We start from the raw sequence: 17,658 nt of genomic DNA on the forward strand, positions 1-17,658 counted from the left end.
CTCCCCGCCGGTACCGGCGGGTTCCCCGTCGTGCCCGGAAGGTAGCGAAGACGATGACCGTGCAAGACACGCCGGCCGAAACGGACGGTACCGCGCCGAGAACCGCCGGCCTGGCGGAGCTGTTCGCCGCACGGGCGCTTTCGGCGCCGGACGCCGTCGCCGTGGAAGGCGAGCACCTCCGGCTGACCTACGGCGAGCTGCACGCCCGGGCCGACCGGTTCGCCGCCCACCTCGTGCGGCTCGGACTGCGGCCGGAGGACCGGGTCGGGCTCCTGCTCGGCCGGTCGGCGGAGCTGGTCGTCGCCGAGCTGGCCGTCGTGACGGCCGGGGGTGCCTACGTGCCCCTCGACGGCCGCGCGCCGGACACCCGCCTGCGCACCCTCCTGGCCGACGCGGGGGTGGCGGTGCTGGTGACCGACGACCCGGGCCGGGCCGCCGCGATCCACAATGGACCGATCGTCGACGTCGCCGATCCGGTGCCGGACGCGGAATTCGTGCTGCCGCAGGCGGATCCGGAGCGGCTGGCCTACCTGATGCACACGTCGGGCTCGACCGGGACACCCAAGGGGGTCGCCGTCCGGCACCGCGACGTCGTGGCGCTCGCCGCGGACCGCCGCTTCGCCGGTGGCGCGCACGCGCGGGTGCTGCTGCACTCGCCGGTCGCCTTCGACGCCTCGACCTACGAACTGTGGGTACCGCTGCTCGGCGGCGGCACCGTGGTGGTCGCCCCGCCCGGCGACCTCGACGTCGAGACGCTGCGGGCCGTGCTCGCGCGGCACGGCGTGACGGCGCTCTGGCTGACGGCCGGCCTGTTCCGCGTCGTCGCCCAGGAGGCACCGGACTGCTTCCGCGGCGTGCGCGAGGTCTGGACCGGCGGGGACGTCGTCCCGGCCGAGTCCGTGCGGCGCGTGCTGCGGGCGTGCCCGGGCCTGACCGTGGTCGACGGCTACGGGCCGACCGAGACGACCACGTTCGCCACCTCCCACCCGCTGCCCTCGGCGGACCGCGTCCCGGCGGCCGTGCCGATCGGCCGCCCGCTCGACGACGTGCGCGCGTACGTCCTGGACGGCGACCTCGTCCCGGTCGCCGACGGCGAGCCCGGCGAACTCCACCTGGCCGGCGCCGGGCTGGCCCGCGGCTACTGGGCAAGGCCCGGCGCGACGGCGGAGAAGTTCGTCGCCGACCCGATCGGCGCGCCCGGCGACCGCATGTACCGCACCGGCGATCTGGTGCGCCGCAAGGGCAACGGCGAGCTGGAGTTCCTCGGCCGGGTCGACGACCAGGTCAAGGTCCGCGGCTTCCGGGTCGAGCTGGGCGAGATCGAGTCCGTCCTCGCCGCGGCTCCCGGTGTCGCCGAGGTCGTCGTGGTGGCGCGGGAGGACCGGCCCGGCGTCAAGCGCCTGGTGGCCTACGTGGTGGGGGACCCGGGTGACCTCGAAGCGGTCGCGGTCGCGGCGCTGCCCGGCTACATGGTGCCGTCGGCGTTCGTCGTGCTCGACAAGCTTCCGTTGAGCGGCAACGGAAAAGTCGACCGCCGCGCCCTGCCCGCGCCGCCCGCCGAGACCGCGGGGGCCACCGAGCCGAGGACGGACACCGAGCGCGCCGTGGCGGGCGTCCTGGCGGAGGTGCTGGGCGTCGAGCGCCTCGGCGCCGACGAGGACTTCTTCGCCCTCGGCGGCGACTCGATCCTGGCGGTGCAGGCGCTTTCGCGGCTGCGCCGGGAGTTCGGCGCGACCCTGTCGGCCCGGACGCTGTTCGACGCGCCCACCGTGGCCGCCTTGGCGAGCCTCCTCGAGGAGGCTCCGCGAGCCGACGTCGCGATCCCGGTCGCGCCGCCGTCGGACGTGGTCCCGCTGTCCCCGGCCCAGCGGCGGTTGTGGTTGCTCGACGAGCTGACCGGCGGCAGCGCGGAGTACAACACCGGTGTCGGGCTCCGGCTGTCCGGCCCGCTGGACGTCGACGCCCTGCGTGGCGCGCTGGCGTCGCTCTGCGCGCGGCACGAATCCCTGCGGACGACGTTCGGGGACGGCGTCCAGCGGATCGCACCGACCGGCGAGATCCCGTTGCGCATCAGGGAAGAGCCGCCGGACGACGCCGTGCTGGCGGCCGAGCTGAGCGAGCCGTTCGACCTGCGGGCCGGCCCGCTGACCCGCGCCACGCTGTTCCCGCTCGGGCCCGGCGAGCACCTGCTCCTGCTGTGCCAGCACCACATCGTCACCGACGGCCGCTCGATCGGCGTGCTCACCCGCGAACTCCTCGACTTCTACACCGGCGCGACCCCGCCGCCGCTGACCCTGGGCTACCGCGACTACACGCACTGGCGCCTGGAGTCCACTTCGGACGATCAGCTCGGCTACTGGCGCGATGCCCTGGACGGCATCGAACCGCTCGCCCTGCCGACGGACCGGCCCCGCCCGCCGCGGCGCACGACCGACGGCGCGGTGCACCGGCACGACCTCCCGGCCGACCTGGTCCGCCGGCTCGCGGACACCGGCCGCCCGCACGGCGCCACGCTCTTCATGACGCTCACCGCCGCGGTGCAGGTGCTGCTGGCCGCCTACAGCGGGCAGCGGGACATCGCCGTCGGCACCGCGGTCGCCGGCCGCGACCGGGCCGAACTCGAGGCCCTGACCGGGTTCTTCGTCAACACCCTCGTCCTGCGGTCCGCTGTGGACGGTGACCGGCCGTTCGACGGGTTCCTCGGCGAGTTCCGGGAAACCGTGCTGGCGGCGTTCGCCCACGGCGACGTCCCCTTCGACCGCGTCGTGGAAGAACTGCAGCCGGACCGCGACCCGTCGCGGACGCCGCTGGTGCAGGCCGTCGTCGTCCTGCAGACCCCGCTGGTTCGACCGCGCGAAGCCGGCGGCCTGCGGGTGACCGAGTACGAGCTGCCGCGCCCGGCGGCCCGGTTCGACCTGGTCGTCGAGTTCTGGCCGCACGAGAACGGCCTGCGCGTCACCGTCGAGTACGCCACCGCGCTCTTCGACGCGGCGACGATCGAACGCCTCACGCACAGCCTGGAGACGGTGCTGACCGGGATCGCGGCCGACCCGGCGCGCCCGGTGGGCGACCTCCCGCTGCTCACCGACGAGGATCGCCGCTTCCTGCTCCCGCCGAGCACGAACAGCGCGGAAGGCACCGTCCCGGACCTCTTCGACCGCCGCGCCGAGCGCCACCCGGACGCGACGGCGGTGGCGGGCGAGAGCGAGCTGACCTACCGCGAACTGAAAGACCGCGCCGACCGGCTCGCGCGGCGGCTGGTCCGGCTCGGCGTCCGCCCGGAGGACCGGGTCGGCGTGCTCATGGACCGCTCGGCCGCGCAGGTCGTCGCGGTGCTCGCGATCCTCAAGGCCGGTGCCGCCTACCTCCCGCTGGACCTGCGGGCCCCGGCCGACCGGATGCGGCTGGTCCTCGACGGCACCCCGCTGCTGCTCACCGACGAGCGGTGGCAGGACACGGCGGCCGAGGTCCACCCGGGCCCGTTCGTGGTCGCCGACGTCGACGAGCCGACGTCCACTCCGGACACTGCACTCGATCCGCACAATCTCGCTTACGTCGAGTACACCTCCGGCTCCACCGGCGTCCCGAAGGGCGTGGCCGTGCGGCACGCCGACGTGGTGGCGCTCGCCGCCGACCCGCGGTTCGCCGGCGGCGCCCACGACCGGGTGCTGCTGCACTCGCCGCTCGCCTTCGACGCCTCGACCTACGAACTGTGGGTCCCGCTGCTGAACGGCGGCACGGTCGTGGTCGCGCCGTCCGGCGAGCTGGACGCCGACGCCCTCCGCCGGCTCGTCGCCGAGCAGGGCGTCACCGCGCTGTGGCTGACCGCCGGGCTCTTCCGGCTGTTCGCCGAGGACGACCCGGAGTGCTTCGCCGGGCTGCGCGAGGTCTGGACCGGCGGAGACGTCGTCCCGCCCGCCGCCGCTCGCCGGGTCCTCGAGAGCTGCCCGGGACTCACCGTCGTCGACGGCTACGGCCCGACCGAGACCACCACGTTCGCTTCGTCGTTCCCGATGCCGTCGGCGGACGCGGTGCCCGAGACCGTCCCGATCGGCACGCCGCTGGCCGGCATGCGCGTGTACCTGCTCGACGACCGGCTCCGGCTGGTGCCGCGCGGCGCGTTCGGCGAGGTCTGCATCGCCGGTGCCGGCCTCGCCCGCGGGTACTTCGCCCGGCCGGGCGCGACCGCTGAGCGGTTCGTCGCCGACCCGTTCGGCGCGCCGGGTGACCGGATGTACCGGACCGGCGACCGCGGCCGGTGGCGCACCGACGGGACCCTCGAGTTCGCCGGCCGCGCCGACGACCAGGTGAAGATCCGCGGCTTCCGCGTCGAACCCGCCGAGGTCGAGCGCGTGCTGGCCACCCAGCCGGGGGTCGCCCAAGCGGTCGTGGCCGTCCGGGTGACCGGTGCGCGCAAGCAGCTCGCCGGGTACGTCGTCCCGGTCGACGGCTCCACTGTGGACACCGAAGCGGTGCGGCGCGCGGCCGGCCGCGCGCTGCCGGACTACATGGTGCCGTCCGCGATCGTCGTCCTGGACGCGTTGCCGCTCAACGCCAACGGCAAGGTCAACCGGCACGCCCTGCCCGAGCCGCGCTTCGAGTCCTTCGGGGACCGGACACCGCGCACCGAGCGGGAGGCCGTCCTCGCCGGGATCTGGGCCGACGTGCTCGGCGTCGACCGCGTCGGCGTCGAGGACAACTTCTTCGCACTCGGCGGGGATTCGATCCTCAGCATCCAGGTCAGCGCCCGGGCCCGGCGCGCGGGCCTCGCCGTGACGACGGCCGACCTGTTCCGGCACCAGACGATCGCCGCGCTCGCCCCGGTGATCGGGGACGCCGCGGCGAGCCCGGACCGGGGGCCCGTGACCGGCGACGTCGTGCTCACGCCGATCCAGCGCTGGTTCTTCGCCACCACCGCGGTGCCGTACCGGTTCGAGCAGGTGATCGCGGTGGAGCTCGCGGAGAACGTCGGCGAGGTCGCCCTCGCCGCGGCGCTGGCCGCGCTGGCCGAGCACCACGACGCCCTGCGGATGCGGTTCGAGCCCGACGGCGACGGCTGGCGGCAGCACAACGCCCCCGTCGGCGAGGGACACTCGCTGCTGCGGTGGGCGCTGTCCGGCGAGCCCGGCCGGCGGGTGCTGCACCTGGCCGCGCACCACCTCGTCGTCGACGGCGTGTCGTGGCGGCTGCTGCTCGAAGACCTCGACCGCGCCTACCACCAGCTCACCCGCGGGGAAGCGGTGGACCTCGGCCCGCGGACGACGTCGTTCCGCGACTGGGCCGCGAAGCTCGCCGAGCACGCCGAAGCGGGCGGCTTCGACGACGAACTCGGCCACTGGGGGAGCCTGCCCGCGGCGGCCCCGATCCCGGTCGACGGCCACGGCGCGAACACGGTCGGCCGGGCCCGTGAGGTCACCGTCCGGCTCACCGCGGAGGAGACGCGGGCGCTGCTGCGGCAGGTGCCCGAGGTGTACCGGACGCAGGTCAACGACGTGCTGCTGACCGCGCTCGGCCGGGTGCTGCGGGACTGGACCGGGCGCACCCCGGTGATCGACCTGGAAGGGCACGGCCGTGAGGAGCTGTTCGACGACGTCGATTTGTCCCGGACGGTCGGCTGGTTCACCACGATGTTCCCGGTCGCGCTGGACGTCCCGGACGACTGGGGTGCCGCGCTGAAGTCGGTCAAGGAGCAGCTTCGGGCGGTTCCGCGCCGGGGCATCGGGTACGGCGCCCTGCGGTACCTGACCGGCACGGCGCCGATCGTCGACCCGCGGATCAGCTTCAACTACCTCGGTCAGTTCGACCTGCCCGGCGACCTCTACGCCGGCCTGCACCGCGAGCTGTCCCTCGACGCCGACCCCAGCGACAGCCGCCCGCACCCCCTGGAAGTCGTCGGCCGGGTCGACGGCGACACCCTCGCGTTCTCCTGGAACTACGCCGAAGGCGTCCACGACGAAGCCACCGTCACGCGGCTGGCCGAAGGGATGCTCGACGCGCTGCGGGCGATCGTCCGGCACTGCGCGGGCCCGCGTGCGGGCGGCCGCACGCCGTCCGACTTCCCCCTCGCGGGCCTCGACCAGTCCACTCTGGACACCCTGGTGGGCGACGGCCGTGCCGTCGAGGACGTCTACCCGCTGACGCCGATGCAGGCCGGCATGGTCTTCCACGACCTCGCCCAGCCCGGTGAACGCGTCTACTTCGAACAGATCTCCTTCACCCTCGACGACGTGCCCGACCCGCGCCGGCTGGGGGAGGCGTTCCAGCGGGTCGTCGACCGCACCCCGGTGCTGCGCAGCCGGATCGTCTGGGACGGCGTGCCCGAGCCGCTCCAGATCGTCCAGCGCACCGCCGACCTCCCGGTCACCTATCCCGTCGACGAAGCCGAGTACCTCGCGGCGGACCTGGCCGAAGGGCTCGACCTGACGAAGGCGCCACTGGCCCGGCTGGCCGTCGTCCCGCTGTCCGCCACGAGCGTGCGGGTGGTCTGGACGTTCCACCACGTCCTGCTCGACGGCTGGAGCGTCTTCGGCATCCTCAACGACGTCGTCGCGCTGCTGCACGGCGAAGAACCGCCGCCACGACGGCCCTTCCGCGAGTACGCGGCGTGGCTGGCCGGCCAGGACGACACCCTCGCCGAGACGTACTGGCGCGCCGAACTCGCCGGCGTTGCGCCCACGCCGCTGCCCGGCGACCGGGCCGCCGGACGCACCCACTCGGCCAGCTCCGGCGCCCGCGTCCCGCTCGAACTCGACGACGCCGGGTCCGCGGCGGTCTACGCCTTCGCCCGCCGCCACCGGCTGACCGTGAACACGCTCGTCCAGGGCGCCTGGGCGGCGCTGCTGTCGCGCTACAGCGGCGAACCCGAGGTCTGCTTCGGCGCGACGGTGTCCGGCCGCCCGGCCGAACTGCCCGGCGCGGACGACATCCCCGGTCTGTTCATCAACACGCTCCCGGTGCGCGTCCGGCTCGACCGGGACCACGGCGTCGCCGCCTGGCTGCGCGACCTCCAGGCCGCGCAAGCGGAATCCCGGCGGTTCGGGCACGTCGGCCTGCCCCGGCTGCAGGCGTGGAGCGGCAGCGGCGGCAGCCTGTTCGACAGCATCGTCGTGTTCGAGAACTACCCGGTCGACGAGGTCTCCGGGCTGCGGGACGTCGTCGCGGCCGAGCGCACCAACTACCCGCTCGGGCTGGTCGCCTACCCGGGCCGCCGGCTGTCGCTGGTGCTGACCCACGACCCGGCCGTCGTCGCCCCGGCGGTCGCCGCCCGGCTCGCCGCCCACCTCGAAGCCCTGGTCCGCGGCATGGTCGCCGCCCCGGACGCACCGGTGACGCGGGTGCCGATGCTGTCGGCGGCCGAGGTCCGGCAGCTGCTGACCGACCGGAACGACACCGCGGTCCCGGTGCCGGCGGGATCCGTGCCCGAGCTGTTCGAGGCCCGCGCGCGCAGCAACCCGGCCGCGGTCGCGCTGGTGACCGACGAGCAGACCGTCACCTACGGCGAACTCGACGTCCGCGCGAACCGGCTGGCCCACCGGCTGCTGGACCTCGGTGTCCGGCCCGAGGACCGGGTCGCCGTCCTGATGGACCGTTCGCCCGCGCTCGCCGTCGCCGAGCTGGCCATCCTCAAGGCCGGCGGTGCGTACCTGCCGCTGGACCTGCGTGCTCCCGCCGACCGGTTGCGGCTGCTGCTGGCCGAAGCCGAGGCCGACGTGCTGGTCGCCGACGAAACCTGGCTGGCGACCGCCCAGCGAGTCCACAGTGGACCCATCGTGACCGGTGTGGAGGATCAGCCGGAAACGCCGCCGGCCCTGGCGATCGAGGCCGACCAGCTCGCCTACGTCATCTACACCTCCGGCTCGACGGGCAAGCCCAAGGGCGTGGCCGCGCGGCACCGCGACGTCGTCACGCTGGCCGCGGACCGGCGGTTCGCCGCGCACGACCGGGTGCTGCTGCACTCGCCGCAGGCCTTCGACGCCTCGACCTACGAGCTGTGGGTGCCGCTGCTGAACGGCGGCACGGTCGTGCTCGCCCCGCCCGGCGACCTCGACGTCCACACCCTCGGCCGCGCGCTCACCACGCACGGCGTCACCGGCGCGTTCCTCACCACCGGGCTGTTCCGGCTGGTCGCCCAGGAAGCCCCCGAGGCCTTCGCCGGGCTCCGCGAGGTCTGGACCGGCGGCGACGCCGTACCCGCGGCCGCGCTGCGCCGGGTCCAGGCCGCCTGCCCCGGCGTCCTCGTCGCCGACGTCTACGGCCCCACCGAGACCACGACCTTCGCGACCGTGCACCCGCTGCCCGGCGAAATCCCCGACGTCGTCCCGATCGGGGCACCGCTGGACAACACGCGCGTCTACGTGCTGGACGGCGACCTGCGCCTGGCGCCGCCGGGAGCGCCGGGCGAGCTGCACATCGCCGGCGCCGGGCTGGCGCGCGGCTACCTCGGCCGGCCCGGGCTGACCGCCGACCGGTTCGTCGCGGACCCGTTCGGGCCGCCGGGGGAGCGGATGTACCGCACCGGCGACCTGGTGCGCTGGACCGACGAGGGCGCGCTCGAGTTCGTCGGCCGCGTCGACGAGCAGGTCAAGGTCCGCGGCTTCCGCGTCGAGCCGAGCGAGATCGAGGCGGCGCTCGGCGAGCACCCGGACGTCGTGCAGGCCGCGGTGCTGGCCCGCGCGGACGGCGGCGTGAAGCGGCTGGTCGCCTACGTCGTCGGCGAAACCACCGGGCTGGCGGAGTTCCTCGGCCGGACGCTGCCGGACTACATGGTGCCCGCCGCGTTCGTCCGGCTGGACCGGTTCCCGGTGAACGTCAACGGCAAGCTCGACCGGAACGCGTTGCCCGCGCCCGACTTCGGCGGCCGGGAGCACGTGGCCCCGCGCACCGACCGCGAACGCGTGGTCACCGAGATCTGGGCGGAGGTGCTGGGCGTCGAACGCGTCGGCGCGACCGACGACTTCTTCGAACTGGGCGGGGATTCGATCCTCAGCATCCAGGTGGTGTCCCGGGCCCGCCGGGCCGGGCTGGAGCTGCTGCCCGGCGACCTGTTCGCCCACCGCACGCCGGTCGCGCTCGCCGCGGCCGCGCGCACCGCCACCACGGCCGCCGAGCGCGGCCCGGTCAGCGGCGCGGTGCCGCTCACGCCGATCCAGCGCTGGTTCTTCGCCACGCAGACCGCCGCGCCGGACCACTTCCACCAGTTCGTCCACCTGGGACCGGACACCGTGGACGTCGGTGCGGCCCGCCAAGCCGTCGACGCGTTGCTGGCCCACCACGACGCCCTCCGGATGCGGTTCACCCGCGACGAAGACGGGTGGCACCAGGAGAACGGCCCGGTCGGCGCCGAAACCCCGCTCGTCCGCCTGGAGGTCTCCGAACACGACGTCAAGCTCGCCGTGCACCACCTCGTGGTCGACGGCGTGTCCTGGCGCGTGCTCATCGAGGACTTCGAACGCGCCTACGACCAGGCGCTGCGGGGCGAGCCGATCGACCTCGGCCCGCGCACGACGTCGTTCCGCGAGTGGGCCACTCGTCTCGCCGAGCACGCCGGAACCGGGGGCTTCGACGACGAACTCGGCCACTGGCGCGGCCTGCCCGAAGCGGCACCGATCCCGGTCGACGGTGACGGCGACACGACGGCCGCCGGGCTGCGGTCGGTGACCGTCCGGTTGTCCGAGCCGGAGACGAACGCGCTGCTGCGCGATGTCCCGCCGGTCTACCGGACGCAGGTCAACGACGTGCTGCTGACCGCGCTCGGCCGGGTGCTGCGGGACTGGACCGGGCACACCCCGGTCGTCGACCTCGAAGGGCACGGCCGCGAGGACCTGTTCGCCGATGTCGACTTGTCGAGAACAGTGGGCTGGTTCACCAGCATCTTCCCGGTGGCCCTGGCCGTCCCGGACGACTGGGGTGCCGCGCTCAAGGCCGTCAAAGAGCAGCTGCGCGCGGTTCCACGGCGCGGCATCGGCTACGGGGCCCTGCGGTACCTGGCCGGCACCGCCCCGGCGATCGACCCGCAGGTCAGCTTCAACTACCTCGGGCAGTTCGGCTCCGGCCGCCTCGAATTCGACGAGAGCCCGAAGTCCGCGCGGGCGCACCTGCTCGACGTCGTCGGCCGCGTGGAAGCCGGGGAACTGGAACTGACCTGGTACTACGCCGAGGGCGTCCACCGCGAATCCACTGTGGACACACTGGCCGCCGCGATGCTGGACGCTCTCCGCGAGATCGTCCGGCACTGCGCGGACCCGGGCGCGGGCGGCCGGACGCCGTCCGACTTCCCCCTGGCCGCGCTGGACCAGTCCACTCTGGACGAACTGGTCGGCGACGGACGCGCGGTCGAGGACATCTACCCGCTGACGCCGATGCAGGCCGGCATGGTCTTCCACGCGCTGTCCCAGCGCGAGGAGCGCGTCTACTTCCAGCAGGTCGCCTTCGTGCTCGAAGGCGTCCGCGACCCGGTCGCCCTCGACCGGGCGTGGCAGCGGGTCGTCGACCGGACCCCGGTGCTGCGGACGCGGATCGTCTGGGAGGACGTGCCCGAGCCCGTCCAGGTCGTGCAGCGCCACGCCGACGTCCCGGTCACCCACCACGACTGGCGCGGCCACACCCCGGAGGAGCAGGACCGGGCGTGGCAGGAGCTGCTCGACGCCGACCGCGCCCGCGGCCTCGACCTCACCGAGACGCCGTTGCTGCGGCTGGTGCTGGCGCGCCTGTCCGACACCGAGGTCCGCGTGCTGTGGACGTTCCACCACGTGCTGCTCGACGGCTGGAGCGTCTTCGGCGTGCTGTCCGACGTCTTCGCCGCCTACGCCGGCGGCGAGCTGCCCGAGCGGCCGCCGTTCCGCGACTACGTGGCCTGGCTGGCCCGCCAGGACGACTCCGCCGCCGAACGGCATTGGCGAGCCGAACTCGGTGACCTCGCGGAACCCGCCCGGCTGCCCTTCGACCGCGTGCCCGCGCAGGCCCACACCACGCGGTCCTCGCGGTGGCTGCGCCTCCCGCTCGAGCACTCGGACCGGCTGCGGGACGCGGCCCGGCGCGCCGGGCTCACCGTGAACACCGTCCTGCAGGGGGCGTGGGCGCTGCTGCTGGCCCGCCTCGGCGGCGAGCGGGACGTCTGCTTCGGCACCACGGTGTCGGGCCGCCCGGTCGAGCTGCCCGGCGCCGACGACGTCACCGGCATCTTCATCAACACCCTGCCCGTGCGGGTCACCGTCGCGGGCGGGTCGGTGGCGGACTGGCTGGCCGCCCTGCAGGAGCGCCAGGTCGAGTCCCGCCGGTACGGGCACCTGCCGTTGACGAAGCTGCAGGCGTGGAGCGGCACCACGGGAAGCCTGTTCGACAGCATCGTCGTGTTCGAGAACTACCCGGCCGACACCGCGGCGGCGCACGGCCTGCGCTTGCGGGACGTCGACGCGGCCGAGACGACCAACTACCCGCTCAGTGTCGTCGCCTCGCCGGGGGAGCGGATCACCCTCGACGTCGGCTACGACCCGGATCTGTTCGACACCGCGACGGCCGAGCGGATCGCCCGGCAGCTGACCGGTGTCCTGGACGCCTTCGCCGCGGACCTGAACCGCCCCTTGGCCGACGTCGACCTGCTCACCGACGCCGAACGCCACCAGGTACTCGTCGAGTGGAACGCCACCGCACACCCGCTGCCCGAAGGCGATCTGGCGGAGTTGTTCGCCGCGCAGGTCGAGCGCACCCCGGACGCCGTCGCGTTGACCGGCGACGGCTTCGAGCTGACCTACGCCGAACTGGCCGAGGCCGCCGACCGGCTCGCGCGGCACCTGGTCTCGCTCGGTGCCGGACCCGAACACGTGGTCGGCGTGCTGATGGACCGCTCGCCCGGCCTGCTCGTCGCCGAACTGGCGATCATCAAGGCGGGCGCGGCGTACCTGCCGCTGGACACCCGCGCGCCGGCGCCACGCCTCAAGACCCTCCTCACCGGCGTCACCGTCCTCGTCGCCGACGAGAGCTGGGCCTGGACCGCCCGGGCGATCCACAATGGACTCGTCGTCGTTCCGGACGGCCGGACGGCGGACGTGCCGCTGCCCGCCGCGGACCCGGACAACCTCGCGTACGTGATGTACACGTCCGGCTCGACGGGAACGCCGAAGGGCGTGGCGGTGCGCCGGCGCGACGTCGTGGCCCTCGCCGCCGACCGGCGGTTCGGCCCGCACGACCGGGTGCTGCTGCACTCGCCGCACTCGTTCGACGCCTCGACGTACGAACTCTGGGTGCCGCTGCTCTCCGGCGGCACGGTCGTGGTGGCGCCGCCGGGCGACCTCGACGTCGACACCCTCGGCCGGCTGCTCACCACGCACGGCGTGACCGGCGCGTTCCTCACCACCGGGCTGTTCCGCCTGGTCGCGCAGGAAGCCCCCGAAGTGTTCGCGGGGCTGCGGGAGGTGTGGACGGGCGGCGACGCGGTGCCGGCCGCGGCCCTGCGGCGCGTCCGCGAGACCTGCCCGGACACCGTGGTCGCCGACGTCTACGGCCCCACCGAGACCACGACTTTCGCGACCGTGTACCCGATGCCCGGGGAGGTCCCCGACGTCGTCCCGATCGGCAGGCCCCTCGACAACATGCGCGCCTACGTCCTCGGCCCGGACCTCCGGCCGGTGCCGCCCGGCGCACCCGGCGAGCTGTACCTCGCCGGGGAAGGCCTGGCGCGCGGGTACCTGGGCCTGCCCGGCCTGACGGCCGAACGGTTCGTCGCCGACCCGTTCGGGCCGGCGGGGGAGCGGATGTACCGCACCGGCGACCTCGCGCGCTGGACCAGCGAGGGCGCGCTCGATTTCGCCGGCCGCGTCGACGAGCAGGTCAAGGTCCGCGGGTTCCGGATCGAGCCCGGCGAGATCGAGGCTGCGCTGGCCGCGCACCCCGGGGTCGCGCAGGCCGCCGTCCTGGCCCGCGAAGACCACGGCGTCAAGCGGCTGGTCGCCTACTTCACCGGCGACGCGGACGACCTGGCCGGGTTCCTCGGGCAGACCTTACCGGACTACATGGTCCCGGCCGCCTTCGTCCGGCTCGAGCGCTTTCCGTTGAACGTCAACGGGAAACTCGACCGGCAGGCCCTGCCCGCGCCGGACTTCGCCGCGGCGGGCACCCACCGGGCGCCGTCGACCGAGGCCGAGCGGGCGCTGGCCGGGATCTGGGCGGACGTGCTCGGCGTCGAGGACGTCGGGGCCGAGACGAACTTCTTCGAACTGGGCGGCGACTCGATCCTCAGCATCCAGGTCGTCTCCCGCGCCCGCCGCGCCGGGCTGACGCTGCTGCCGCACGACGTCTTCCGGCACCCGACCCTGGCCGCGCTCGCGGCGCACGCGGGCGAGGACGACGGTCCGCGCGCCGAGCAGGGCCCGGTCACCGGCGAGGCTCCGCTCACCCCGATCCAGCGGTGGTACTTCGAGACGCAGCCCGCGCGGTTCGACCAGCGCGTGGTCGTCGAGTTCGCCGAGGACGTCGACGAGCACGCTCTCCGCCGGGCGCTGGACACGGTGTGGGCGCACCACGACGCCCTCCGCCTGCGGTTCGGCAACGACGCCCAGCACGGCGAGCCGGTGTGGCCCGCCGAACTGCGCACCGAGGAAGTGTCCTTCGACCTCGGTCGCGGGCCGCTGCTGAACGCCGTCCTCGACGGCCGGCGGCTGCTGCTGGCCGCGCACCACCTCGTCGTCGACGGCGTCTCGTGGCGGATCCTCCTGGAGGACTTCCACGCGGCCTACCGCGGCGAGGACCTCGCGCCCAAGACGACGTCGTTCCTGGCCTGGGCCCGGCGGTTGGCCGACCACGCCGAGGCCGGCGGCTTCGACGACGAACTCGACCACTGGCGGAGCCTGCCGCCGGTGCCGCCGCTGCCCGCCGACGGCGAAGGCCCGGCCACGATCGCCGACAGCCGCGAAGTCACCGTCCGGCTCACCGCCGAGGAAACGCGGGCGCTGCTGCACGACGTCCCCGAGGTGTACCGGACGCAGGTCAACGACGTGCTGCTGACCGCCCTCGGCCGGGTGCTGCGGGACTGGACCGGGCACACCCCGGTCGTCGACCTGGAAGGGCACGGCCGCGAGGAGGAGCTGTTCGACGACGTCGACCTGTCCCGGACGGTCGGCTGGTTCACCACGATGTTCCCGGTCGCGCTGGACGTCCCGGACGGCTGGGGCACCGCGCTCAAGTCCGTCAAGGAACAGCTGCGCTCGGTTCCGCGGCGGGGCATCGGCTACGGCGCCCTGCGGTACCTGACCGGCACGGCCCCCGCGATCGACCCGCTGGTCAGCTTCAACTACCTGGGCCGGTTCGACGACGCCGCCGGCGGCCTCGACGCCGACGTCGACCCGGACGCGCCCCGCGCGCACGCCCTCGACGTCGTCGGCCGGGTCGTGGACGGCGAACTGGAGCTGACCTGGTCGCACATCGCCGGCGTGCACCACCGGAGCACCGTCGAGAACCTCGCCGAGCGGATGCTGACGGCGTTGCGGGAGATCGTCGCGCACTGCGCCGAACCGGGCGCGGGCGGGCGGACGCCGTCGGACTTCCCCTTGGTGCCGCTCAGCCAATCCACAGTGGACGAATTGGTCGGCCGGGGTGCCGAAGACGTATACCCGGTGACGCCGATGCAGGGCGGCATGGTCTTCCACGGGCTGTCCCATGCCGGGCAGGGCTTGTACTTCGAGCAGGCGACGTTCGTGCTCGACGGCGTCACCGACGTCGACCGGCTCGCCGAAGCCTGGCAGCGGGTCGTCGACCGCACCCCGATCCTGCGGACCGCGTTCGTCTGGGCCGGGGTCGCCGAACCGGTCCAGGTCGTGCACTGTGAGGTCACCCTGCCGGTCCGCCGCCTCGACTGGACCGCGCTCGACCGCGACCAGGAACTGCGGAAGCTCCTCGCCGAGGACCGCGCGGAGGGCCTCGACCTCGCGACGGCGCCGCTGGCCCGGGTCGCGCTGGCCCGGCTCTCGGCCACCGAAGTCCAGGTCCTGTGGACCTTCCACCACGTGCTGCTCGACGGCTGGAGCGTCTTCCAGGTGCTCTCGGACGTCTGCACCGCCTACGCCGGGCAGTCGCTGCCCGCGCGGCCGCCGTTCCGCGAGTACCTCGCCTGGCTGGGCCGGCAGGACCAGGCCGACGCCGAACGCTTCTGGCGCACCGCGCTCGACGGCGTCGAGGGCCCGGCCCCGGTGCCCGCCGACCGGACGCCGGCCCCAGGGCACGCGCCCGTTTCGGCCGAATGGCTGCCGGTCAAGCTCGACGAGACCGCCACGGCCCGCCTCGACGCGTTCGTCAAGCGCCACGGCCTCACCCACAACGTCGTGCTGCAAGGCGCCTGGGCACTGCTGCTGTCGGTCTACAGTGGACGCGACGACGTCGTGTTCGGCGCCACCACCTCCGGCCGCCCGGCCGAGGTGCCCGGTGTCGACGACATCGCCGGCATCTTCATCAACACCCTGCCGGTCCGGGCCGGCGTCGACCGCCGCGCCCGCGTCGCGGACTGGCTCGCCGGGCTGCAGGCCGCGCAGGCGGAGGCTCGTGGGCACGGCCACGTGCCGCTCGCCCGGGTGCAGGGCTGGGCGGGCCTGCCCGGCGGGGTCGACCTGTGCGCCAGCCTGGTGGTGTTCGAGAACTACCCGATCACCGGCGCGGCCGCCGGCCACGGCCTGACCGTGCGCGGCCTGTCGGCCCGCGAGACGACCAACTTCCCGGTCACCGTGGTCGCGTCGCCGGGGGCCGAGCTGTCGGTCGACGTCGGCTACGACCCGGCGTTGTTCGACCCGGCGACGGTCGCGCGCCTGGCCGGGCACCTGCTGACCGTCCTCGGCGAGCTGGCCGCGGACGGCGACCGGACGCTCGGCGCGGTCACGATGACCACCCCGGAGGAAGCCCGGCAGCTGGCGCAGTGGTCGGCGACCGGCGACGAACCGCCGGCCCGGTCAGTGCCGGACCTGTTCGCCGAGCAGGTCCGCGCCCGGCCGGACGCGGTCGCGGCCGTCCTCGACGGCGAGCCGGTCACCTACGCCGAGCTGGACCGGCGGGCCAACCGCCTCGCGAACCGCCTGGTGGGCCTGGGGTTGCGGCCGGAGGAACCGGTCGGGCTCGCCGTGCGCCGCGCCGATGCCGTGGTCGCCGAACTGGCCGTGGTCAAGGCGGGCGGCGCGTACCTGCCGATCGACACCCGTGCCCCGGCCGAGCGGCAGAAGCTGCTGCTCGACGGCGTCCGGTTCGTCATCGCGGCGGCGGAGTACCCGCTCGGCCGGACCGTGCTCCTGTCCTCTGTGGACGACGAGTCCGGCGCGGATCCCGAAGTCGCCGTCCAGCCCGATCAGGCGGCGTACGTGATGTACACGTCCGGGTCCACCGGCGTGCCGAAGGGAGTAGTGGTGCGCCACCGCGACGTCGCCGCGCTGGCCGCCGATCGGCGGTTCCGCGGCGGGGCGCACGAACGGGTCCTGCTGCACTCGCCGCTGGCCTTCGACGCCACGACGTACGAGCTGTGGGTGCCGCTGCTGAACGGCGGCCGGGTGGTCGTCGCCCCCGGCGAAGGCGTCGACGCGCCGGCGCTGCGGGACCTCGTGCGCGAGCACGGCCTGACCGCGATGTGGATCACCGCCGGGTTGTTCCGCGTCCTCGCCCAGGAAGCCCCGGACTGCTTCGCCGGTTTGCGCGAAGTCTGGACCGGCGGCGACGTCGTCCCGGCCGCCTCGGTGCGGCGCGTGCTGGCCGCGTGTCCCGGACTGCGGGTCGTCGACGGCTACGGCCCGACCGAGACCACGACGTTCGCCACTTCGCACCCGATGGCGGAAGTGGTCCCGGACCGGATCCCGATCGGCCGGCCGCTCGACGGGGTGCGGGCCCGGGTCGTGGACGCCGGCCTGCGCCCGGTGCCGCCGGGCGTCCCCGGCGAGCTGTGCCTGGCCGGCGCGGGCCTGGCCCGCGGCTACCGCGACCGGCCCGGCCTCACCGCGGACCGGTTCGTCGCCGACCCCTTCGGCGCGCCGGGGGAGCGGATGTACCGCACGGGCGACCTCGTCCGCTGGACCCCCGAAGGCACCTTGGAATTCCTCGGCCGCCGCGACGACCAGGTCAAGCTGCGGGGATTCCGCGTCGAGCCGGGCGAGGTCGAGACCGTGCTGGCCCGGCACCCGGACGTGGCCCAGGCCGCGGTCGTCGTGCGCGAAGACCAGCCGGGCGTCAAGCAACTCGTCGCCTACGTGGTGTCCGATGTGGACGGAGACGTGCTCCGGGAGTTCCTGGCCCGCACGGTGCCGGACTACCTCGTGCCGACCGCGTTCGTCACCCTCGAAAGGCTGCCGGTCAGCGCCAACGGCAAGGTCGACCGCCGCGCGCTGCCCGCTCCCGCCGCCCCGGAGACCCGGCACGTCGAACCGGAAACCGAGACCGAGCGCGCGCTGGCCGGGATCTGGGCCGAGGTGCTCGGCGTCGACCGGGTCGGCGCCGAAGACAGCTTCTACGCCCTCGGCGGCGACTCCCTGCGGAGCCTGCAGATCGCCGCCCGGGCCGGCGCGCTGTTCGACGTCCGGCTCACCCCGGCCGACGTGCTCACCGCGCGCACGGTCGCCGGGCTGGCCGGCACCGTCGAGGAACTCATCCTGGGCGAGCTGGAAAGCCTCGCCTTCGACCAGGAAGCGTGAGGACTGCTCC

At 74.5% G+C, this 17,658-nt stretch carries 1 protein-coding gene; it reads left to right on the forward strand.

Annotated elements, in window-relative coordinates; genetic code table 11:
• The first annotated feature begins 53 nt into the window (after window positions 1-53).
• Window positions 54-17,648, forward strand: coding sequence for a non-ribosomal peptide synthase/polyketide synthase (locus tag AB0J40_RS04040; RefSeq protein ID WP_364447152.1), 17,595 nt, complete (start codon window positions 54-56; stop codon window positions 17,646-17,648).
• Window positions 17,649-17,658: the final 10 nt, after the last annotated feature.

The organism is Amycolatopsis sp. NPDC049691, from assembly GCF_040675005.1.
Classification (GTDB): Bacteria; Actinomycetota; Actinomycetes; order Mycobacteriales; family Pseudonocardiaceae; genus Amycolatopsis.

Bases quoted from the DNA above. Each gene is read 5' to 3' on its own strand.
- AB0J40_RS04040 (WP_364447152.1), top strand. From the start codon at position 54: ATGACCGTGCAAGACACGCCGGCCGAAACGGACGGTACCGCGCCGAGA.